Origin of the sequence: Gordonia amicalis NBRC 100051 = JCM 11271 (genome assembly GCF_000332995.1) — a bacterium.
Lineage (GTDB): Bacteria > Actinomycetota > Actinomycetes > Mycobacteriales > Mycobacteriaceae > Gordonia > Gordonia amicalis.
On record NZ_BANS01000055.1, the window covers coordinates 15189 to 34830 of the forward strand.

The following is a 19642-nucleotide window of genomic DNA, read 5'->3' on the forward strand; positions in this document are numbered from 1 at the left end:
CGGTATGTGGCCGGAGCGACCGACCCGCGGCGGAGTCGAATCGGCCGCCTCGCGGCGCCGGATGTCGATCGCGGCTGGTGCCGGGAAGCGGAGATGGCGTCGGGGAACACACGAGGGCGGTCGAGCGGCGACCTCCCGGCGGCTCGAGAGAGGCACGTCGAATGCAGTTGGTACAACGCTCCAAACGCGTGGTCGAGGCCAGGCTGAACAACACCGCGGTCCGCGCGATCAGCGGATCGATGGTGGCTTATGAGGGCCAGGTCGCGTTCAAATCGGCCGGCTTCGGTGGTGGCGACGGCGTCCTGGCCGGCCTCAAACAGCGGGCTACGGGTGAGGCCCTGTCCCTCATGGAGGCTTCGGGAAACGGCATCGTCTACTTCGCCCACAACGCGGCCGAGACGACGATCATCGAACTCAACAACGAGACACTGCAGGTCGAGTCCCAGCAGCTCATGGTGCTGAACGGGAACCTGCAGACCAACGTGGCGTTCGCAGGTGTGCGCGGCGCGTCGTCGGGCCAGGGACTGTTCACGACGACTGTCAGTGGGTACGGCCAGATAGCTCTGCTGTCCAATGGTGGTCCGCTGATCCATCTGGAGGTGTCGCCGCAGTATCCGCTGGTCGTCGATCCGGATGCATTCGTCTGTGCGCGTGGGCAATTGAACCAGTCGTTCGTCACCGACGTCTCGTGGCGCTCCGTGATGGGGCAGGGCGGCGGCGAAGCCTTCTCCCTGCGGTGGGACGGCAGCGGCGTCGTATCGATCCAGCCGGCCGAGCGGTGAGGGTGGGGTAGCGAATGTTCACCAAGGTCAACAGCAAGATCGTCTCCGTCGACATCGGTCGAAGCGGGCCCGTCGTCGCCCGCAAGGGCGCGATGATCTTCTACAAGGGCAACGTCTTCTTCCAGCCGCATCAGATCGCGGGCGCCGGAATGGGCGGCGGCATGCCGGGATTGGGTGCGATGGGCGGCATGGCCGGCCGCATGCTCGCCGGCGAGCACGAGTCGACGATGATCGCGCAGGGGCAGGGCGAGGTGCACTACGGATTCCTCGGTATCGAGGTGCACGTCGTCGATCTGGGCGCGGTCGGCGGAACCATCCGCGTCGAGGCCTCCCGACTGCTCGCCTACGGCGCGAACCTGCAGGCGTCGGTGGTGTCGGTGGCCTCCCAGGGCGGGAGTGGCGGAGGCGGGGGAGGAGGTGGCGGCCTCTTCGGTGCCCTGCGATCCGCGGCGGCCGGCGCCGTCACCGGTCAGGGCATGTTCACGACGCAGCTCTCCGGCCCGGGGTCGGCGGTGATCCTCGGCCACGGCGGGGTCTTCGAACTCGAGGTGACGCCGAACAAGCCGCCGGTGACCGTCGACCCGCAGGCCTTCGTCGGCTCCGCGGGACAGGTCAACACCAACCTCCGGTCGACCGTCAGCTGGCGCAACGTCGGCCGTACCGGTGGCGAGGCAATGCAATTGGAGTGTTCCGGACAGGGCATCGTCTACGTGCAGGCATCGGAGGAGAAGCTGTGAGCCAACTCAACACCGTGTGGAGTCCGACGAACCTGCCATCGGACGACAACGTTCCGGACAACAACTATTCGTTCTGCATCGACCTGAACCAGCCCTGGTTCATGTCCAAGGGCGCGATGATCGCCTACTACGGTCAGATGCAGTTCACCTCGCTCCAGCAGGGCCTGCAGGGTCAGCTGCTGCAGATGGTGGCGCAACAGTTCTCGGCGCCGCTCTACCTCGGTGACTATGTGGTGGCCGAGGGCCAGGGCAAGCTGATCATCGGCGACCGCGGGTACGACATCAACGCCTACGACCTCGAAGACGGCAATCTCACGATCCGTGCCTCGAATCTGCTGGCCTTCCAGCCGAATCTGTCACTGAACCAGTCGATCGTGCCCGGCTTCCTCACCCTGATCGGCACCGGCAAGTTCCTCGCATCGTCCAACGGGCCGGTGATGTTCGTGGAGCCGCCGGTGCGCGTCGACCCGGAAGCGCTTGTCGGATGGTCGGATTGCCCGTCCCCGAGCCATCACTACGACCAGGCGTGGGTCAACAGCTTCATCGCGGCCGCCGGCCAGCGGTTCGGCATCAACTCCGGCGAGGAGCGGCAGTTCGACTTCACCGGTGCCGGAACGGTTCTGGTGCAGTCCAGCGAGAAGGTGCGCGACGATTCGTCGGTCCTGCGCACCATCCAGGGCCAGCTCCCCGGCCTCTCGGTGCCGGGCCTGCAGCAGATCAACCAGCAGATCAGCCAGCAGCTCACGCAGCATCAGGGCTGAGACAGACGGATACGACAACTGCGCCGCAGATCCGAATGGATCTGCGGCGCAGTTGGTCGGTCAGTGTCGCTCGTCTCCGCTCCCTTCAGGTGCGAGGAGCGGGCGGCCCGTCTCTGCTCCCTTCAGGTGCGAGGAGCGGGCGGCCCGTCTCTGCTCCCTTCAGGTGCGAGGAGCGAAGCGACGAGCCTCGAAGGGCTACACCTCGACCTTCTCCTCCTCGCCTCTCGCAGCGAGGCGGTTTCGGCGAATGATGCTGGAGACCAGCGCCGCGATGATCAGCGCGACACCGATCAGGCCGGTGATGATCTCCGGCACGTGGGTGCCGATCGAGTACAGCAGGATGAACGCCAGTGCGCCGATGGCCCAGTGCGCGCCGTGCTCGAGGTAGACGTACTCGGAGAGCGTGCCCTTGCGGACCAGGTACACGGTGAGCGAACGGACGAACATCGCGCCGATGAGACCGAGGCCCAGGGCGATGATGATCGGGTCGGCGGTGATGGCGAACGCGCCGATGACGCCGTCGAAGGAGAACGACGCGTCGAGCACCTCGAGGTAGAGGAACAGGAAGAAGCCGGCTTTGCCGGTCGCCTTGGCCAGGTCTGACGGACCCGTGCGGCCGTTGGAACCCTCGACCGCTGCCTTCTCGGCGGGCGACTCCGATTCGGCCGCCTTGTCGTGCTCTTCCTCTTCTTCCTCGACCTCGACGTTGAAGTACTCGCCGAGACCGTTGACCAGGATGTAGGTGATCATGCCGAGTGCGCCGGCGATCATCACCGTCGATCGTTCGTCTGCCGGGGCGATGTACGTGGCGGTGAGCACGAGGAGAGTGATCGCGATGACGACCTCGAGCATCTCCAGCTTGCCGATCTTCTCGAGCGGCCGCTCGATCCATGTCAGCCAGGTGAGTTCCTTCTGCTCGAAGACGAAGCCCAGGAACAGCATCAGCAGGAACATGCCGCCGAACGCCGCGATCTGCGGGTGGGCGTCGGTGATGATCGTCTCGTAGCTCGGGTCACCGTTGGCGAAGTACGCCGCGTCGTTCGGTGGCGGGTTGAGTGCGAGGTCGAGCGCTTCGACCGGGTTCAGACCCGATGCGAGCCACACGATGACCAGCGGGAACACCAGGCGCATACCGAAGACGGCGATCAGGATGCCGATGGTGAGGAAGATCTTCTGCCAGAACTCGCTCATCCGGCGGAGGATCGTGGCGTTGATGACGGCGTTGTCGAAGGAGAGCGAGATCTCGAAGACGCCCAGGATGGCCGTCAGGATCAGCGCTTCGATGCCGCCGTAGAGGAAGGCGATGATCAGCGACACGATCGTCACGACCACCGACAGGCCGAAAATTCTTACTACCACTGGTTGGTGGCCTTTCTGAGGTGTTCAAGGGACCGCTGCCGACGGCGACGTCGGAGGGTGAAGACACGAGGATGCCGCACCCACTCTAGGAGAGGTGCGGCATCCACGGGAATCTGCTGCGGGAACAGCCGGCGAAAACCGGGGTCAGACGTTCACGCCGAAGTCGCGAGCGATGCCGGCGAGCCCCGACGCGTAGCCCTGACCGACCGCGCGGAACTTCCACTCCGCGCCGTGGCGGTACAGCTCGCCGAAGACCATCGCGGTCTCGGTGGAGGCGTCCTCGCTCAGGTCGTAGCGGGCGATCTCGCCGCCGCCGGCCTGGTTCACGACACGGATGAACGCGTTGCGAACCTGTCCGAACGACTGCGAACGGGCGTCTGCGTCGTAGATCGACACGGGGAAGACGATGGAGTCGACCTCCGGCGGTACGCCGGCGAGGTCGACCTTGATGACCTCGTCGTCGCCCTCGCCCTCACCGGTCAGGTTGTCGCCGGCGTGCTCGATCGAGCCGTCGGGGGAACGCAGGTTGTTGAAGAAGACGAAGTGCTGATCGGACAGCACCTTCTTGTCGGCGCCGAGCGCGATGGCGCTGGCGTCGAGGTCGAAGTCGGTGCCGGTGGTGGTGCGGATGTCCCAGCCGAGGCCGACGGACACCGCGGTCAGTCCCGGGGCCTCCTTGGTCAGCGAGACATTTCCACCCTTGCTCAGGCTCACGCCCATGAGATTGTGCCTTTCTGTTGGTACGTGGTCTGGTGATGTCCGATTCGTCCGGGGTTCAGACTCTCGGAGCAACCGACAACACTCTATGTGAAGGGTGGGGGCCGGTCACTGAGTTGGTTGGATGACCTGCGGATTCCTGGTTCGCGACCCCACCCGCCTCGACACGTTGGGCTGAGCGGGTTGCGCCCCTGGTGTGTGGGGTCCATCACTGCGACCATGGAGATCAGTCCGAGCGTGAGCGCCAGGCGTGTCGCGGTGTCGACATCGGCGGACAGGTTCTGGCGCGGTTCAGTCCCGAGCCGATGTGGCTCGGGCGTGAGCCGATCAGGAGTGTGCGATGCCCGCCCAGAACGTTGCCCGGAAGCTCATCGAATCCCATCTGGAGGCCGGGGACATGACCCCGGGCGAAGAGATCGCGATCCACATCGACCAGACCCTCACCCAGGACGCGACCGGGACGCTGGTGATGCAGGAACTGGAGTCGCTGGGTCTCGACCGTGCCCGCACCGAAGTGAGCGTTCAGTACGTCGATCACAATCTCCTGCAGACCGACGAGAAGAACGCCGAGGACCACGAGTATCTGCGTACGGCGTGTGAACGGTTCGGATTGTGGTTCTCGAAGCCCGGCAACGGGGTCTCCCATCCCACCCACATGCAGCGGTTCGGCATTCCCGGGAAGACGATGGTCGGGTCCGACTCGCACACACCGGCGGCGGGATCGCTCGGGATGCTCGCGGTCGGCGTCGGAGGTCTGGAGGTGGCCCTCGCTATCACCGGTCGCCCGTTGAACATCCGGATGCCCGAGATCTGGGGTATTCGCCTGGAAGGCGAACTGCCGCAGTGGTGTTCGGCCAAGGACGTGATTCTCGAGATGCTTCGCCGGCACGACGTGAAGGGTGCCGTGAACCGGATCATCGAGTATCACGGTCCCGGGCTCGCGAGTCTGACGGCGATGGACCGCCACGTGATCGCGAACATGGGTGCGGAACTGGGGGCCACGACAACGGTGTTCCCCAGCGACGAGGCGGTCCGGGACTTCCTCCGTGCCGAGGGACGCGAAGACGACTGGATCGAACTCGTCGCCGACGACGGCGCCGGCTACGACGCCGAGGAAACCATCGATCTCACCGAGATCGTCCCGCTGATCGCAAAACCCTCCTCTCCCGGGGACGTCGTGCCCGTCAGCGAGGTCGCCGGGGAGGAGATCTCGCAGGTGGTGATCGGGTCGAGCGCCAACCCCGGCCTCCGCGACTTCGCGATCGCCGCAGCGATGGTGGAGGGGAGGCAGACGTCGGCCGGCGTCAGCTTCGACATCAACCCGACCTCGCGAGAGATCCTCACCGACCTCACCAAGATGGGCGCCACGACCAGCCTCGTCATCGGTGGCGCTCGCATTCACCAGGCCGGATGTATGGGGTGCATCGGCATGGGACAGGCACCCGCGACCGGGCAGAACTCACTCCGAACGATGCCGCGCAACTTCCCCGGACGGTCGGGGACCAAGGACGACAAGGTGTGGCTGTGTTCGCCGGAGACCGCAGCGGCCTCGGCACTCACCGGTGTGATCACCGACCCCCGCGACTGGGCGGCCGACAACGAGGTCGCATACCCCGAGCTCGACCTACCGCGCGAGCATTCGGTCAACACCGCGATGCTCGTGGCGCCGCTGCCGCCGGACGAAGCAGCGGAGATCCAGCCGGTGAAGGGCCCCAACATCTCCGACCTGCCGGACCTGGATCCGTTGCCGGATGTCGTCGAGGCCCCGGTGTTGTTGAAGGTCGGCGACAACATCTCCACCGATGACATCTCGCCCGCCGGCGCACGAGCTCTGCCCTACCGGTCGAACATCCCGAAGCTCGCCGAGTTCTGCTTCACACGGATCGACGACAGTTACACGGAACATGCACGTTCCGCGGACACCGGCCACATCATCATCGGCGGTGACAACTACGGACAGGGCTCGTCACGCGAACATGCGGCCATCGCGCCGCGCCATCTCGGCCTGCGGGTGGTGATCGCCAAGTCGTTCGCGCGCATCCACTGGCAGAACCTCGCGAACTTCGGTGTGCTGGCAGTGGAATTCGTCGACCCCGCCGACTACGACGCCGTCGAGCAGGGCGACACCCTGCGGCTGGAGAAGCTGCGGGATGCCCTGGGTGACGGGGACGTCCTCACGGTTCGCAACGTGACCAAGGACCGCGAATTCGAAGTCCGGCACCGACTCTCGAAGCGTCAGGTGTCCGACGTCCTCGCCGGCGGTCTCATCCCACGGCTCGCCGCCGAGGAACACCCGGACGAACACCGGGCCGAGGAGACCGTCTTGCAGGACAGCGGCGAGATCAGCTGAGCGTCAGCGCACGTGCCCGGTCAACTGGTAGGTCTCCGGCGGGCCCGTGATCGACGAGTACAGCGAGACCTGGGTGAACGCGCCCTTCTTCGGTGCGAACAACCAGATGCCGACCGGATACTTCGCGACGCTCCCCGACGCACAGTCCGGCTTGCACAGCTTGCGGTTCTCGGTCCCGAAGCCGGCGGCGAAGCCATCGGTCCACGCGAGCCAGGTGATGTCCGAGACGATGACCCCCACGTCGGCGCAGAAGATCGACGAGAGTGTCCGTGGCTGAACAAGTTTCGCGCCATCACAGCCACCGACGACGGTCACGGCCGGGGTGGGAGACGGTGCGGCAACCGCAGTTCCGGTGCCCGCGACACCGAACAGTCCCAACGTGGCCGCGATCGCCGCGGTCACACACACCCGGATGATTCTCGAACCCATCGTGGTCTCCTCCTCGTGACCTGCCGCGGCAGTCGGCGGTATGAGGAATCATTGTCGACCACAGCGCGAGTGACCACGCGTGGATTCACCGAACCCGTGTCGCCGAAAACGACGACGTCCCCGCCGGAACCGTAAGGGTGTACCTCACGAATCCCGAACGGGGACGGCGACAGTCGTTACGGCGAGGATCAGGCCTCGACGATGAACGCCTCGAGCTGCGCACGCGCGACGTCGTCGGCGAGCTGCTTCGGCGGGGACTTCATCAGGTAGGCCGAGGCCGGGAGGATCGGTCCGCCGATGCCACGGTCCTTGGCGATCTTGGCGGCGCGCACGGCGTCGATGATGATGCCTGCCGAGTTGGGGGAGTCCCAGACCTCGAGCTTGTACTCGAGGTTCAGCGGCACGTCACCGAAGGCGCGGCCTTCGAGGCGGACGTAGGCCCACTTGCGGTCGTCGAGCCATGCGACGTGGTCCGACGGGCCGATGTGGACGTTCTTGTCCTCGACCTTGCCGGCGAGCGAGCCGGTCAGGTTGGAGGTCACGGCCTGGGTCTTCGAGACCTTCTTGGACTCCAGGCGCTCGCGCTCGAGCATGTTCTTGAAGTCCATGTTGCCGCCGACGTTCAGCTGGTAGGTGCGGTCGAGGGTGACGCCGCGATCCTCGAACAGCTTCGCCATCACGCGGTGGGTGATGGTGGCGCCGACCTGGCTCTTGATGTCGTCGCCGACGATCGGGACACCGGCGTCGGTGAACTTCTTGGCCCACTCGGGGTCCGAGGCGATGAAGACCGGGAGTGCGTTGACGAACGCCACATTGGCGTCGATGCAGCACTGTGCGTAGAACTTGTCGGCCTGCTCCGAGCCGACCGGCAGGTAGCTGACGAGGACGTCGACCTCGGCGTCCTTGAGGGCCTGGACGATGTCGACACCCGAGCCGTCGGCCTCGGTGATGGTCTCGAGGTAGTACTTGCCGAGGCCGTCGAGGGTGTGGCCACGCTGAACGGTGACACCGGTCGGCGGCACGTCGGCGATCTTGATGGTGTTGTTCTCGCTCGCGAAGATCGCGTCGGACAGGTCGAAGCCGACCTTCTTGGCGTCCACGTCGAACGCGGCGACGAACTCGACGTCGCGGACGTGGTACGGGCCGAACTTCACATGCATCAGACCCGGCACGCTGGCGTTCTCGTCGGCGTCCTTGTAGTACTGCACGCCTTGCACCAAGGATGAAGCGCAGTTTCCTACGCCCACAATGGCAACGCGCACCTTATTGGGCTCACCCATGGTCGGGCTCTCCTTCTTGTTGCGGCGTCGCAGACGTTCGCTGCGCCACCGGTGTTTTCACTTGCTCGGGTGCCCGAGCTGTTCGTCCCGGCTCGGCGTCGAGTCCGGTTCTTCGATATTCGCCATCGGTTCGTCCCGGTCCCGGTTGCCCGGCCCCGGATCGACAGGTGACTGTTCGGTTCCGGCGGTGTCCCGAACGGCGTCGTCGGGATCGAATGCGTCGGTGTCGAACGGATTTGGTGGGTCGAACGGACTTGGAGTCCCGTCTTGCTGCTGGGAGCTCTCGGCGGCGATCAGCTCGTTGAGCCAGCGGACCTCCCGTTCACTGGACTCGAGGCTGAGCTGATGCAGCTGACGGGTGTAGCGATCGACCGCCCGGTTGGACCGGCCGACGATCTCCCGCAACCCTTCTCGGCGCTCCTCGACCTGCCGCCGACGTCCCTCGAGGATGCGCATGCGCGCCACCGCGGGAGTCCGGCTGAAGAACGCCAGATGAACACCGAAACCGTCGTCGGTGTAGTTCTGCGGACCGGTGTCGGCCACGAGCTCGGCGAACCGAGCACGACCTGCATCGGTGAGTTGGTACACCCGACGACCACGACGGACCTTCACACCCATGGGCGCGTCGGCTTCGTCGATGAATCCGTCGGCCTGCATCCGGCGCAGGGTCGGATACAGCGAACCGTAGGAGAAAGCACGGAAGGCGCCGAGAAGCCCGGTCAGCCGCTTGCGCAGCTCGTAGCCGTGCATGGGGGATTCGAGGAGCAAGCCGAGAATCGCCAATTCGAGCACTTCGTCACCCCCTCCTTCCTCGATGTGTCGGAGCGTGCTGACAGCGCAACACCTCGCTCCGATGTGTTTGTCAATGTATCGCACCGATATAACTGTGTCCACGACGAGGTCGATCGAGGAAGCTACCCGCGTGTCGTGGGTTGGCGACCGAACCCGCCCCGTCGGCGGCCGGACCCGTCGCGCCGACGGCGAAGGTGTGACCACGTACGCTTGGAACCGTGCAACGCCAGATCGTCGACTACGCCCTGCAGCGGCGCGCTCGGCTGTCCTCGGTCCACGCGGGCCGGACTGCCGTGGCCGATGTGTGCGATGCGAGTCCATATCTTCTGCGCGCGGCGAAGTTCCACGGTCGGCCCAGTGACACGATGTGCCCGATCTGCCGAAAAGAGCAGGTCACGCTGGTTTCCTGGGTGTTCGGCGAACGCCTTGGCCAAGTGAGTGGCTCAGCGCGGAGCACTGAGGAGATCGCCCGGTTGGCGACCACCGACGAGGAGTTCTCGGTGCATGTCGTCGAGGTGTGCCGGACGTGCAGCTGGAACCATTTGGTGCAGTCCTACGTTGCCGGGCTGCCCCCGCGGACCACGCGTCGCACCCGACGCGTGGCCAAGTAGCGCGCTGGCCTGCGGTTTTTTGCCGAGGTCCCACGCGTGCTGTCAAAGTGGAGTGGCACGAGGCTCGAGAAAGTGACCGAGGTCAGCGGTGTGTGACGCACCGCACGCCCGGTAGGAAAGGTGGACGATGAGCGAGGCGTACGGTTCTTCGCCCACACCGCGCGGTACCGGAACCCGTCCCGGTCGCAACGGTGGCAGTGGCAACCGGCGAGGCGGAAGGCAGGCAGCGGAGGAACGGCACAGGCGGTTCGCGTGGGCGCTCGGCGCAGTGGGCGCCGTCGTCCCGGCCATCGTGCTGGTGCTGATCTTCGCGTTCGCCTTCACCTACTTCACCGCGGAGATCCCGGAACCAGAGGTCAGTCAGAAGGCGACCATCGTCGACACCTCCGGCCGTACCCTCGCCGACATCACCCAGCCCGACGGCAACCGCACGGTGGTGCCGCTCGACGAGATCCCCGACACGATGATCCAGGCGATCGTCGCCGCCGAGGACCGCGAGTTCTGGACCAACAACGGCTTTTCGCCGCGCGGCCTGTCCCGCGCGATGATCGGTCAGATCACCGGCAACCAGTCCGCCGGCGGTGGATCGACGATCACCCAGCAGTACGTCAAGAATGCGATCGTCGGTGACGAACGCAGCTTCGATCGCAAGTTCAAGGAACTCGCGATCGCCGCGAAGATGAACGAACGGCACGGCTGGTCCAAGGAGAAGATCCTCGAGGCCTACCTCAACACCATCTACTTCGGCCGAGGCGCCTACGGCGTCGCCGTCGCCACCCAGAAGTACTTCAACAAGTCGATCACCGACAAGGCGCGGGCCGCGAAGAACCCGTTGACCTTCGAGGAAGCGGCACTGCTGGCCGGGGTAATTCGCGCGCCGTCGTACTACGACCCGGAGAACAACCGGGAGGCGACCGAGGCCCGCTGGCGCTACGTGCTGAGCGGCATGGTCGCCACCGGCGCCATCACCAAGCAGCAGGCCGACAACGCGGTCTTCCCGAAGACCATCAAGCCGCGGGTCAGCGGTACCGACGAGACACCGGGCCCCAACGGCCTGATCAAACGTCGGGTGCTCGAAGAACTCAACAGCGTCGGCATCACCGAGAAGCAGCTGCAGACCGGTGGTCTCAAGATCAGCACCACCATCGACCCACAGGTGCAGAACGGCGTCGTCCAGGCGGCCTGCCGCAAGAACAAGATCTACAAGTGCCCGAACGGCCAGCTCAACGGCGAGCCCGACGACCTCCTGGCATCGGCGGTGTCCATCGACCCGCAGACCGGCGCCGTCCGCGGTTACTACGGCGGTGACAACGCCGGCGGGTGGGACCTCGCACAGGCGGGCCTGCAGACCGGATCGTCGTTCAAGGTGTTCGCGCTCGTCGCGGCGCTCGAACAGGACATCCCGCTGTCGAAGGTCTACAGCTCGGCGCCCTTCGAGGCCAGCGGTGGACTCACGGTCGAGAACTCCGAGGGTCAGAGCTGCGGCTCGTGCAACCTCGCAACAGCGATGAAGATGTCGCTGAACACCGTCTACTACCGACTCATGATGGATCTCAAGCGAGGCGCCGAGGACGTCGCCGACGCAGCGCATCGAGCCGGCGTGGCCGAATCCTTCGGCAACATCGACAAGACCCTCCAGGAGGCGAACGGCTCGCCCGAGGGCGGCGTCGTCCTGGGTCAGTACCAGTCCCGCGTCATCGACATGGCCTCGGCATATGCCACCCTCGCGGCGTCCGGTGTCTACCACGAGCCGTACTTCGTGCAGAAGGTCGTCGACTCCGAGGGGCAAGTGCTCTTCGAACGCAAGTCCGAGGGCAAGCGGGTGTTCCCCGCCAAGGTCGCCGACAACGTGACCGCGGCGCTGGAGCCGATCGCGGCATACTCCAACGGCAACTCGCTCTACGACTCGTCGCTCGGCTCGCGTCCGTCGGCCGCCAAGACCGGCACGGTGCAGCTCGGCGACACCGGAAAGAACAAGGACGCGTGGATGGTCGGGTACACCCCGCAGCTGTCCACCGCGGTCTGGGTCGGTACGAACGACGGTACGGCGCTGACCAACTACAGCGGCGCGTCGATCTACGGCAGTGGTCTGCCCGCGCAGATCTGGAAGGCGGCGATGAACGCCGCGCTCGAGGGCAAGGAGATCAAGGAGTTCCCCGAGCCCGAGGCGATCGGCGGCGTGGCCGGCATCCCCTACGAGGCCCCGGCGACCACCTACGCTCCGTCCACACGCTCGCGCGGACCATCCCTACCCACCTTCGACATCCCCGACCAGGGCGGCGACGGCAACCTGACGCTCGCACCCGGCGTCACCATCCCACTCCCGGGCGCTCCCCGAGGCGGGGGCGACTCCGGTGGCGGCAACTCGCCCGACGGTGGGGACTCCGGTGGCGGGAACACGCCGGACGGCGGAGGCAACGTGCCCGGCGGTGCGGACGGCGGAGGAGTCCCTGAACCGCCGGTCGGCTGACCAGGACGTATCGGCTGACTCCGACGATGTAGCCGACCCTGCCTGGGACAGCCCTGCGCCGATGGCGCGAGACGGTCGCGTCGACACCGAACGCGTCCTCCCGACGCGCACCGACAACTCGGTCCGCGAGGCGAGTTCACTCATCGGCGGACCGGCGGGCGCGCATGCCGTCATCGGCCGAAGCCGCCACCTGACCCCGCTACGCGTGCTGTTCGCGCTCGCGTTGTGCGGACTGGCCATCGGCTGGTTCGGCAAGGCGGGCTGCCTGCAACAGGCCCCGGCCGACGACGGTTCGTCCGGACGCCCCGGCGCCGAGATGCGACTCGACTGGGACGACCAGCGACAGTTCACCAACCTCTGCTACAGCGACGTCATCAGCCTGTACGGCGCGGAACGACTCAACATCGGGGCGCTGCCGTACCGTGACTTCTGGTTCCAGGAGGACTCCCAGGGCCAGACCATCAAGCGGTACATGGAGTATCCCGTGCTCACCGGGATGTTCATGTACGGTGCCGCGCAGTTGACGCGCGGCTGGGTGTGGGCCGAGGAGAACTGGGGTGTCCCCGGCGCGCTCGACGTGGTGCTGTTCTTCACCATCGTCGCGTTGGGCCTGGCCCTGTTCTGGCTGGTCACCATCTGGGCGACGGCTCTCACTGCGCGGACCCGGATGTGGACGGTGTGGCTGGCGGCGCTGTCGCCGCTGGTGTTCGTCCATGCCTTCACCAACTTCGACACCATCGCGACCGCGGCCGTCGCGGTCGCGCTGCTCGCGTGGTCGCGGGACCGGCCGTGGATCGCGGGCGTGGCGATCGGCGTCGGCGCCGCGGCGAAACTCTATCCGGCGTTGTTGCTGGTGGTACTGGGAGCGCTGTGTCTGCGGACCGGCCGAGTCCGCGAGTTCGGGGCCACGGCCGCCGCAGCCCTCGCCGCGTGGCTGGTGGTCAACCTCCCGATCCTGATCCCGTATCCGACCGGGTGGTGGGAGTTCTTCCGGTTCAACGCCGACCGCTCGGCCGACGCCGACACCATCTACCGCATCCTCGCCGACACGCTTGGTTTCACATGGAACATCGACCATCTGAATGCGCTGTCGGTCGGGCTGACGGTCCTCGTCATGGTGGCTGTCGCCCTCATCGGCCTGAGCGCGCCGTTCCGACCCCGTGTCGCGCAGCTGGCGTTCCTCGCGGTTGCCGGCTTCCTGCTCGTCAACAAGGTGTGGAGCCCGCAGTACTCGCTGTGGCTGGTGCCGCTGGCAGTGCTCGCGATCCCACACACCAGGCTGCTGCTGACGTGGATGACGATCGACGCGCTGATCTGGATTCCGCGGATGAGCCTCTTCCTGGATGCGGAACGCCGTTGGCTGCCCGACCAGTGGTTCACGGCCGCGGTGGTGCTCCGGGGAGTGATGGTCATCGTGCTGTGTGCGGTCGTGATCTGGCAGATCTGGCATCCGCAGGAGGACCTCGTCCGGCGCGGGAACGACGGTCGCTGGTACGACGATCCGGCCGGTGGGGTGCTCGACGGCGCACCGGACCGCATCCGGTTACGCCTCCCGTCGCGGCTCGTGCGGCGGCGCGCCGAAGTCGAAGTGGCCGAGCCGGTTTCGGCCGGGAGTCCGTGAGCTGACCGCGCCGGCCGAGCCGGCGTATCGGAAGGAGGGAACCGAACTCCGCGTCGGCGCGTCCAATCCAGCATGAATCCCTCACAACTCGCTGTTCCCGACGACCTCATCGACTGGCTCGCCGACGGCGATCGCGCGTCCGAACTCCTGACCGATTCCGTCCTGGTCGACCAGCAGTGGTGGATCGACCATCTCGCCGAGTTCGACATGCCGAACACGCTGCACGGCAGCAAGATCAGTAGAGAAGACCTGTTCGCCCTCGGCGCCGTCGCCGGCGAGTCCCCGGAAGATGCAATCGAGCTGTTGTGGAACGTCGTCGCATTCTGCCTGGGCCGTCAGAACGCAGACGGGAAGAAGCGGATCGCCGCCGTGGCCGCAGACCGCAAACGTCTCGGCCGACTCCTCCAGGAGGCCGCCCTGGCTAGTCGCGACGACCCCGGCGCGGCGTACGCGTTGCTGCGACCGGACAAGGGCGGCAACACCATCGAGAAGCTCGGCCCGGCCGGGTTCACGTGGTACCTGTACTTCGCGGGTGCCGGCGATCCGAAGCATCCGAGCCCGGTGCTCGAGGCCAAGGTCGGCCGATCATTGCGGCGTGCCGGTTGGAAGGGCCTGCGCGACGGCGTCTGGACCGCCGCCGACTACTTGACCTATTCCCGGATCGTCGACCGCTGGCGCACGGAGGCCGGGATCGATCGCAACGACGTCATCGTGCGCGGGCTCTTCGCGATCTCGCCGCCGAGCGGATGGGACCATCCGTGGCAGGCGTGGGAACGTCAGACCTGGGAAAAGGCGAATTGGGTACGCGGCCCCTTGTCCACCGACGATCTGCGCATCATCCACCGCTGGTTGTGCACTCTCTCCGCGCTGGCGCCGAGATCCGCTGAGGCACAAGGCGAATTCAGGCAGTTGGGTCACAAGATCAGCCAGGCGCTCAATGGTGAGGTCAGTGAGATCTACGACGGATTCGACGAGGATCGCGTCTACGGCAGCTACATCGGTCGGCGAATTTGAAGGTTGACGCACCCTCGGCGTGGGTATTGTCGGGACATGGCTGAGCGTGGCGAACAGGTCCCGGATACGACCGCCGAGGCGGTCGGAAAAGTGGGTGAGGCGCTCGAGTACGTCGAACGCGCCCGCGGTCACCTCTACAGCTTCCACCAGCTCATCGGGCATGCGGATCTTCTGCTCGGGGAGGCCGTGGACGCGCTACGTGAAGACGGACACGCCGACATTGCGGACATCCTCGCAACAGAGATGGTCGGACGCAATGTCATCAACGGCCGCTGGACATTTCAGGTCGTAGAGGAATTCGACGACACGTACTGGCACCCGTTCCGGGTCCATACGGAACGGGTGCGCAACGAGTTGACCGACGGTGAACGGCATCTGTACGAGGCGCGGATGAAAGAAGAGCGCCGGACGCATGGTCATCCCGACCACTCGAAGGAGCCATGATGCCCGGCCTGTCAACTAATCCGTTGTAGCAGTGTGGCTTTCGCGTCCGGTCACTCGTCGTCGGTCATCGAGTAGAGCGCGGTGGTCCGCCATCCGTCGCCGAATCGTCGGTGTTTGCGAAGCAGTCCTTCGAATCGGGCGCCGAGTTTCGCGATCGCGGCCCGGGACTGCGTGTTGTGCTCGTGGGTGTGCCACGTGATCCGTACGGCGCCGCAGTCCTCGAAAGCGCGCCGCAGCAGCAGATACTTCGCGGTCGGATTGACCGTCGTTCCCTGCACGCGTTCGGCGTAGAAGGTGTAGCCGATACAGACGCTGCGGTTTGCCTCGTCGATCTCGTAGAAACTCGTCGATCCGACGACGGTGCCGTCGATGTTGTCGACGACGGCGAACGCCACGCGTGCGCCGGGGTCGGCGGTGGCGGCCTCGATGAAACGACGGGCGGAGTCGAGATCGACGGGCACACCCGGAGACCAGCGGAACCTGTCCGGGTCACCGACCACCCGAGCGAGGGCCGGCGCGTCGTCGATCGTCAACGGCCGCAGAGTGACCCGATCGCCGACGAGCGGTCCGGTACCCAGCCACGAACTCATGTCAGGCCCTGTCCGTCGCCGGTACGGGGCGAGAGGTCTGTTCGTCGGGCCGATCGACGCGCGCGTCGTCGCGGATCGTCATCGACCCGAGTGGTTCACGCAGCGGGGTGCGGACCAGCGTGCCGATCAGGTACACGAGCAGGAATGCGTGAACCCAGACCGAGCCCGCGACACCGGTGAGCACCCACCAGGGCAGTGGGTCGCCGGCGTCGCGGATCGGGAACAGGCGGAAGATCGTCAGGTCCAGAGCGATGTCGGTGAGCAGATACACCGCGATGACCTGCCACCGCACTCGCATCAGCACGAAGAACGGGAGAATCCACAGGGTGTACTGCGGCGAGTGCACTTTGTGGAACAGCATGAACCCGGCGAGCATCGCCCCGCTGACACCTATCCAGGGAAACACGCCGATCCGGCGGTAATGCCGCCACCCGAGGTACATGGCGACCGCGAAGGTGACAAGGATCAACAGCGGCGAGGCGACCCCGACGAGCGAGTGATAGGTGTCGGTCGTGCCGGTGAGGTAGCGCAGACCCCAGTACCAGATGGAGTTGGTGTCGACGTCGGCCCGCCGACGCCCCTGGAACGTCAGTGCCGCCTTCCAGCCGTCGAATCCGAGGACCATGAACGGCAACTGGATGGCGACGACGGTGACCACTGCGGCGCCCGCAACCCACGCGGCACCCACCCAGTCGAGGCCGCGGCGCCCGACGCGCCTCAGTCCACCGGCACCGCCGGTCAGGACATAGGCGGCCAGCGGCAGCACGAAGATCCCGGGATACAGCTTGAGACAAAAACCGATCGCGAGCAGGACCGAGGCCACGATCGCCGCGGTGCGGAGGGGGAGTCTTCGTCGGCCCGTGCCCCGATCGATCGAGCCACCCCACGTCATCACCGCGATCGCGGCGACGGCGGTCGCGACCACCGGCAGCTCCCAGTTGTGGAAGGAGTACAGGACCAGCGGGGGAGTGGCCGCCCACAGCAGCGCCCACCAGCGGACCATCAGCGCCAGCATGACAGTGATCGCAAAACCGAAGGGGGCCAACAACAATGCGGTCTGGTTGAAGAACTCTGTGTCGGTGTGGGCGCCGATTGCCCCGACGTACATCATCAGCCCGGACAGCACGGGGTACTCGACGACGCCGCCGAAGAGCGTGCCGTCGCCACCGATCCCGCCGTGGATGTAGGGAAACACGTGGTTGTTGATGTCCCGGCCGAGCCACAGGTACATCAGGTCCGAGTAGCAGGGGATGATGCCGCCGGGATTGCCGGAGGGCCAGTTGGCGCTGCGTCCGTCGGCATCGAACGGCGCCCCAACGCAGCGGACCTTGACCCGGTAGCTCCAGAACATCGTCGCCGCGGTCGCCAGCAACGACACCAGCACGATGACCGCGGTCTCACCGCGTCCGGACAACAACGCGATCCGTCGAGGCGTACTGGTCCGCGGCTCCGACATGGCCAACAGAGTAGGTCGTCGTGCCCGACCCTTGCTCCCTGAGGTGCGAGGAGCGTGAGCGACGAGCCACGAAGGGGCGGTACCCGTGACCTCGGATTTCCGGGAAAACGTCCTGGTCATGTATCTTGGACCGGTTGCCGACGCAGGCGACCCTCCTGCCACGGACAGTCCGTGGCCGACCTAGCCCATAGGAGGTGATGTGGTCTTATGCGTCACTACGAATTGATGGTCATCCTCGATCCGAATCTGGACGAGCGCACCGTCGCACCCTCACTCGATACTTTCCTCAATGTTGTCCGCAAGGATGGCGGTTCGGTGGATGGTGTCGACATCTGGGGCAAGCGCCGCCTTGCTTACGAGATCCTGAAGCACAATGAAGGCATCTACGCCGTCATCGATCTCAATGCCGAGCCCGCCACGGTTACCGAGCTCGACCGTCAGCTGAAGCTGAACGAGTCGGTTCTGCGCACCAAGGTCCTGCGGAAGTAATCCACAGGGTTTCTTGAACGTCTGAAGACGTCGGTACCGGGTTCTAGGGTTGACCCAGAAACTCCCGGTGCATGTCGATCAGCGAGTGCCCACCAACTACCCGAGGGGAAACACACATGGCAGGCGACACGGTCATCACCGTCATCGGCAACCTCACCGCCGACCCGGAACTGCGGTTCACGCCGTCGGGAGCAGCGGTTGCCAACTTCACGGTGGCTTCCACCCCGCGCACGTTCGACCGTCAGACCAATGAGTGGAAGGACGGCGAAGCGCTGTTCCTCCGCTGCAACATCTGGCGCGACGCCGCGGAGAACGTGACCGAAAGCCTGACCAAGGGATCCCGGGTCATCGTGCAGGGACGGCTCAAGCAGCGGTCCTACGAAACCAAAGAAGGCGAACGACGCACGGTCGTGGAACTCGAGGTCGACGAGATCGGCCCCTCGCTGCGTTACGCCACCGCCAAGGTCAATCGCGCCTCGCGCGGCGGTGGCGGTGGCGGCGGCGGATCGAACCAGCAGGTCGCCGACGATCCCTGGGGCAGCGCGCCTGCCAGCAGCGGCGGATCGTTCGGTGGCGGGGACGACGAACCACCATTCTGATAACTCCCGGGTCCCGCCCGTCGGCGGCCACCCGGATTGCATGACTGGAGCAATACACACATGGCAAAGGCAAAGCCAAGCCGGAAGCCTCGCGTCGAGAAGGTCACCAAGACCAAGGCGTGCAGCTTCTGCAAGGACAAGAAGGCCGTCATCGACTACAAGGACACCGCGCTTCTGCGTCGCTTCCTGTCCGACCGCGGCAAGATCCGCTCGCGTCGCGTGACCGGTAACTGCGTGCAGCACCAGCGCGACGTCGCCGTGGCCGTCAAGAACTCGCGTGAGGTGGCCCTGCTGCCCTTCACCTCGACCAGCCGATAAGCGGAAAGGATCAGTTGACATGAAGCTCATCCTCACCGCCGCCGTGGAGAATCTCGGCGAAGCCGGCGACATCGTCGTGGTCAAGGACGGCTACGGCCGCAACTACCTGCTGCCCCGCGGCCTGGCCATCAAGGCCACCCGCGGCGCCGAGAAGCAGGTCGAGGGCATCCGCCGTGCGCAGGAGGCCCGCGAGGTTCGCGGTCTCGAGCACGCCAACGAGCTGAAGCAGGCCCTCGAGGGCCTCGCCGCGGTCTCGCTGGACGTCAAGACCCACGACTCGGGCAAGCTGTTCGGTTCGGTCACCGCGGCAGACGTCGCCGGTGCCATCAAGACCGCCGGCGGACCGGTTGTCGACAAGCGCAACGTCGTGCTGCCCAAGGGTCACATCAAGGCCACCGGTAGCTACCCGGTCACCGTCACCCTGCACCCGCAGGTCTCGGCGACCGTGCAGCTCGCGGTCGTCGCCGCCGGCTGACCCCAGCGTCGAACACACAAGGCCGGGTGGAAGAGATTCCACCCGGCCTTGTCGTGTCTACCCCCGCTCGTTGAGCCGACACCGAGCGGAGCGAGGAGCCGTACCCCCGCTGGTTGAGCCGACACCGAGCGGAGCGAGGAGCCGTACCCCCGCTGGTTGAGCCGACACCGAGCGGAGCGAGGCGTCGTGTCGAAACCCGTTCGCCACACACCGCATTGACCGGCTCAACCAGCATGGACGCGAGGTTTCGACGCGGTGGCTCGCTACGCTCGCTACCGGCTCAACCAGCGAAGACCAGGGCCGCTGCGCTCGCTACCGGCTCAACCAGCGAAGACCAGGGCCGCTGCG

General features: G+C 65.9%; 20 protein-coding genes. 13 read left to right on the top strand and 7 right to left on the bottom strand.

Going from position 1 to position 19642, the window contains the following annotated elements; all coding sequences use genetic code 11:
- Nucleotides 1-161: 161 nt before the first annotated feature.
- From GOAMI_RS20795 to GOAMI_RS20805, 3 genes are read left to right on the top strand one after another with little or no spacing between them, the layout of a single operon-like run.
- Nucleotides 162-782, top strand: coding sequence for an AIM24 family protein (locus GOAMI_RS20795; protein WP_006438591.1), 621 nt, complete (start codon nt 162-164; stop codon nt 780-782).
- Nucleotides 783-796: 14 nt separating this feature from the next.
- A complete protein-coding gene (locus tag GOAMI_RS20800; protein WP_006438592.1) occupies nt 797-1519 on the top strand; it encodes an AIM24 family protein in 723 nt (240 codons plus the stop codon).
- Nucleotides 1516-2280, top strand: a complete 765-nt coding sequence (locus tag GOAMI_RS20805) for an AIM24 family protein (protein WP_006438593.1) — start codon at nt 1516-1518, stop codon at nt 2278-2280. Before GOAMI_RS20800 ends, GOAMI_RS20805 begins: the two co-directional genes overlap by 4 nt.
- 195 nt (nt 2281-2475) lie before the next feature.
- Here GOAMI_RS20805 and GOAMI_RS20810 read toward each other — a convergent pair whose 3' ends face one another.
- Both GOAMI_RS20810 and GOAMI_RS20815 read right to left on the bottom strand, forming a co-directional pair.
- Nucleotides 2476-3639, bottom strand: coding sequence for a DUF475 domain-containing protein (locus GOAMI_RS20810; RefSeq protein ID WP_006438594.1), 1164 nt, complete (start codon nt 3637-3639; stop codon nt 2476-2478).
- A gap of 144 nt (nt 3640-3783) precedes the next feature.
- Complete coding sequence (locus GOAMI_RS20815) at nt 3784-4359, bottom strand: TerD family protein (RefSeq protein WP_006438595.1); 576 nt, start codon at nt 4357-4359, stop codon at nt 3784-3786.
- Between the two features lie 337 nt (nt 4360-4696).
- On the opposite strand from GOAMI_RS20815, the gene GOAMI_RS20820 reads away from it, so the two are divergent.
- Nucleotides 4697-6706 (top strand): aconitate hydratase, encoded by a 2010-nt coding sequence (locus GOAMI_RS20820; RefSeq protein WP_006438596.1) that lies wholly within the window; start codon nt 4697-4699, stop codon nt 6704-6706.
- A gap of 3 nt (nt 6707-6709) precedes the next feature.
- On the opposite strand, the gene GOAMI_RS20825 is transcribed toward GOAMI_RS20820, so the two are convergent.
- From GOAMI_RS20825 to GOAMI_RS20835, 3 genes are all read right to left on the bottom strand, one after another.
- Nucleotides 6710-7135, bottom strand: coding sequence for a hypothetical protein (locus tag GOAMI_RS20825; protein ID WP_006438597.1), 426 nt, complete (start codon nt 7133-7135; stop codon nt 6710-6712).
- 188 nt (nt 7136-7323) lie between these two features.
- Nucleotides 7324-8415 (bottom strand): inositol-3-phosphate synthase, encoded by a 1092-nt coding sequence (locus GOAMI_RS20830; protein WP_006438598.1) that lies wholly within the window; start codon nt 8413-8415, stop codon nt 7324-7326.
- 57 nt (nt 8416-8472) lie between these two features.
- Nucleotides 8473-9207: a PadR family transcriptional regulator gene (locus GOAMI_RS20835; RefSeq protein WP_006438599.1), complete on the bottom strand. Its 735-nt coding sequence runs from the start codon at nt 9205-9207 to the stop codon at nt 8473-8475.
- A 218-nt stretch (nt 9208-9425) separates the two neighbouring features.
- Between GOAMI_RS20835 and GOAMI_RS20840 the strand changes: the two genes are divergently transcribed.
- From GOAMI_RS20840 to GOAMI_RS20860, 5 genes are all read left to right on the top strand, one after another.
- Entirely contained in the window at nt 9426-9818 is a 393-nt protein-coding gene (locus tag GOAMI_RS20840; protein ID WP_006438600.1) for a DUF5318 family protein, read from the top strand.
- A gap of 127 nt (nt 9819-9945) precedes the next feature.
- Nucleotides 9946-12288: a transglycosylase domain-containing protein gene (locus tag GOAMI_RS20845; protein WP_006438601.1), complete on the top strand. Its 2343-nt coding sequence runs from the start codon at nt 9946-9948 to the stop codon at nt 12286-12288.
- A 61-nt stretch (nt 12289-12349) separates the two neighbouring features.
- On the top strand, nt 12350-13909 hold the full coding sequence (locus GOAMI_RS20850; protein ID WP_006438602.1) for a glycosyltransferase family 87 protein: 1560 nt from the start codon (nt 12350-12352) through the stop codon (nt 13907-13909).
- A 72-nt stretch (nt 13910-13981) separates the two neighbouring features.
- Complete coding sequence (locus GOAMI_RS20855; RefSeq protein WP_006438603.1) at nt 13982-14923, top strand: 8-oxoguanine DNA glycosylase OGG fold protein; 942 nt, start codon at nt 13982-13984, stop codon at nt 14921-14923.
- Nucleotides 14924-14959: 36 nt separating this feature from the next.
- On the top strand, nt 14960-15367 hold the full coding sequence (locus GOAMI_RS20860; protein WP_006438604.1) for a hypothetical protein: 408 nt from the start codon (nt 14960-14962) through the stop codon (nt 15365-15367).
- A gap of 50 nt (nt 15368-15417) precedes the next feature.
- Here GOAMI_RS20860 and GOAMI_RS20865 read toward each other — a convergent pair whose 3' ends face one another.
- Nucleotides 15418-15957 (bottom strand): GNAT family N-acetyltransferase, encoded by a 540-nt coding sequence (locus GOAMI_RS20865; protein ID WP_006438605.1) that lies wholly within the window; start codon nt 15955-15957, stop codon nt 15418-15420.
- 1 nt (nt 15958) lies between these two features.
- Nucleotides 15959-17413: a glycosyltransferase family protein gene (locus tag GOAMI_RS20870; protein ID WP_051995450.1), complete on the bottom strand. Its 1455-nt coding sequence runs from the start codon at nt 17411-17413 to the stop codon at nt 15959-15961.
- A 207-nt stretch (nt 17414-17620) separates the two neighbouring features.
- Here GOAMI_RS20870 and rpsF point away from each other — a divergent pair, with 207 nt between their 5' ends.
- The 4 genes from rpsF (at nt 17621) to rplI (ending at nt 19294) form a co-directional block, all read left to right on the top strand.
- Nucleotides 17621-17902 carry a 30S ribosomal protein S6 gene (gene rpsF / locus GOAMI_RS20875; protein WP_004020660.1) on the top strand — a complete coding sequence of 94 codons (282 nt, stop codon included), beginning with the start codon at nt 17621-17623 and terminating at the stop codon, nt 17900-17902.
- Nucleotides 17903-18018: 116 nt separating this feature from the next.
- Nucleotides 18019-18501 (top strand): single-stranded DNA-binding protein, encoded by a 483-nt coding sequence (locus GOAMI_RS20880; protein WP_006438607.1) that lies wholly within the window; start codon nt 18019-18021, stop codon nt 18499-18501.
- A 60-nt stretch (nt 18502-18561) separates the two neighbouring features.
- Nucleotides 18562-18819, top strand: a complete 258-nt coding sequence (rpsR, locus tag GOAMI_RS20885) for a 30S ribosomal protein S18 (RefSeq protein WP_004020662.1) — start codon at nt 18562-18564, stop codon at nt 18817-18819.
- Nucleotides 18820-18838: 19 nt separating this feature from the next.
- Nucleotides 18839-19294, top strand: a complete 456-nt coding sequence (gene rplI, locus GOAMI_RS20890; RefSeq protein WP_006438608.1) for a 50S ribosomal protein L9 — start codon at nt 18839-18841, stop codon at nt 19292-19294.
- The last annotated feature ends 348 nt before the right edge of the window (nt 19295-19642 follow it).

What these genes read in the sequence shown, in the direction of transcription:
- GOAMI_RS20795 (WP_006438591.1), top strand. Translation starts at nt 162, where the DNA reads ATGCAGTTGGTACAACGCTCCAAACGCGTGGTCGAGGCCAGGCTGAAC.
- GOAMI_RS20800 (WP_006438592.1), top strand. Translation starts at nt 797, where the DNA reads ATGTTCACCAAGGTCAACAGCAAGATCGTCTCCGTCGACATCGGTCGA.
- GOAMI_RS20815 (WP_006438595.1), bottom strand. Translation starts at nt 4,359, where the DNA reads ATGGGCGTGAGCCTGAGCAAGGGTGGAAATGTCTCGCTGACCAAGGAG.
- GOAMI_RS20820 (WP_006438596.1), top strand. Translation starts at nt 4,697, where the DNA reads ATGCCCGCCCAGAACGTTGCCCGGAAGCTCATCGAATCCCATCTGGAG.
- GOAMI_RS20825 (WP_006438597.1), bottom strand. Translation starts at nt 7,135, where the DNA reads ATGGGTTCGAGAATCATCCGGGTGTGTGTGACCGCGGCGATCGCGGCC.
- GOAMI_RS20830 (WP_006438598.1), bottom strand. Translation starts at nt 8,415, where the DNA reads ATGGGTGAGCCCAATAAGGTGCGCGTTGCCATTGTGGGCGTAGGAAAC.
- GOAMI_RS20845 (WP_006438601.1), top strand. Translation starts at nt 9,946, where the DNA reads ATGAGCGAGGCGTACGGTTCTTCGCCCACACCGCGCGGTACCGGAACC.
- GOAMI_RS20850 (WP_006438602.1), top strand. Translation starts at nt 12,350, where the DNA reads ATGGCGCGAGACGGTCGCGTCGACACCGAACGCGTCCTCCCGACGCGC.
- GOAMI_RS20855 (WP_006438603.1), top strand. Translation starts at nt 13,982, where the DNA reads ATGAATCCCTCACAACTCGCTGTTCCCGACGACCTCATCGACTGGCTC.
- GOAMI_RS20860 (WP_006438604.1), top strand. Translation starts at nt 14,960, where the DNA reads ATGGCTGAGCGTGGCGAACAGGTCCCGGATACGACCGCCGAGGCGGTC.
- GOAMI_RS20865 (WP_006438605.1), bottom strand. Translation starts at nt 15,957, where the DNA reads ATGAGTTCGTGGCTGGGTACCGGACCGCTCGTCGGCGATCGGGTCACT.
- GOAMI_RS20870 (WP_051995450.1), bottom strand. Translation starts at nt 17,413, where the DNA reads ATGTCGGAGCCGCGGACCAGTACGCCTCGACGGATCGCGTTGTTGTCC.
- rpsF (WP_004020660.1), top strand. Translation starts at nt 17,621, where the DNA reads ATGCGTCACTACGAATTGATGGTCATCCTCGATCCGAATCTGGACGAG.
- GOAMI_RS20880 (WP_006438607.1), top strand. Translation starts at nt 18,019, where the DNA reads ATGGCAGGCGACACGGTCATCACCGTCATCGGCAACCTCACCGCCGAC.
- rpsR (WP_004020662.1), top strand. Translation starts at nt 18,562, where the DNA reads ATGGCAAAGGCAAAGCCAAGCCGGAAGCCTCGCGTCGAGAAGGTCACC.
- rplI (WP_006438608.1), top strand. Translation starts at nt 18,839, where the DNA reads ATGAAGCTCATCCTCACCGCCGCCGTGGAGAATCTCGGCGAAGCCGGC.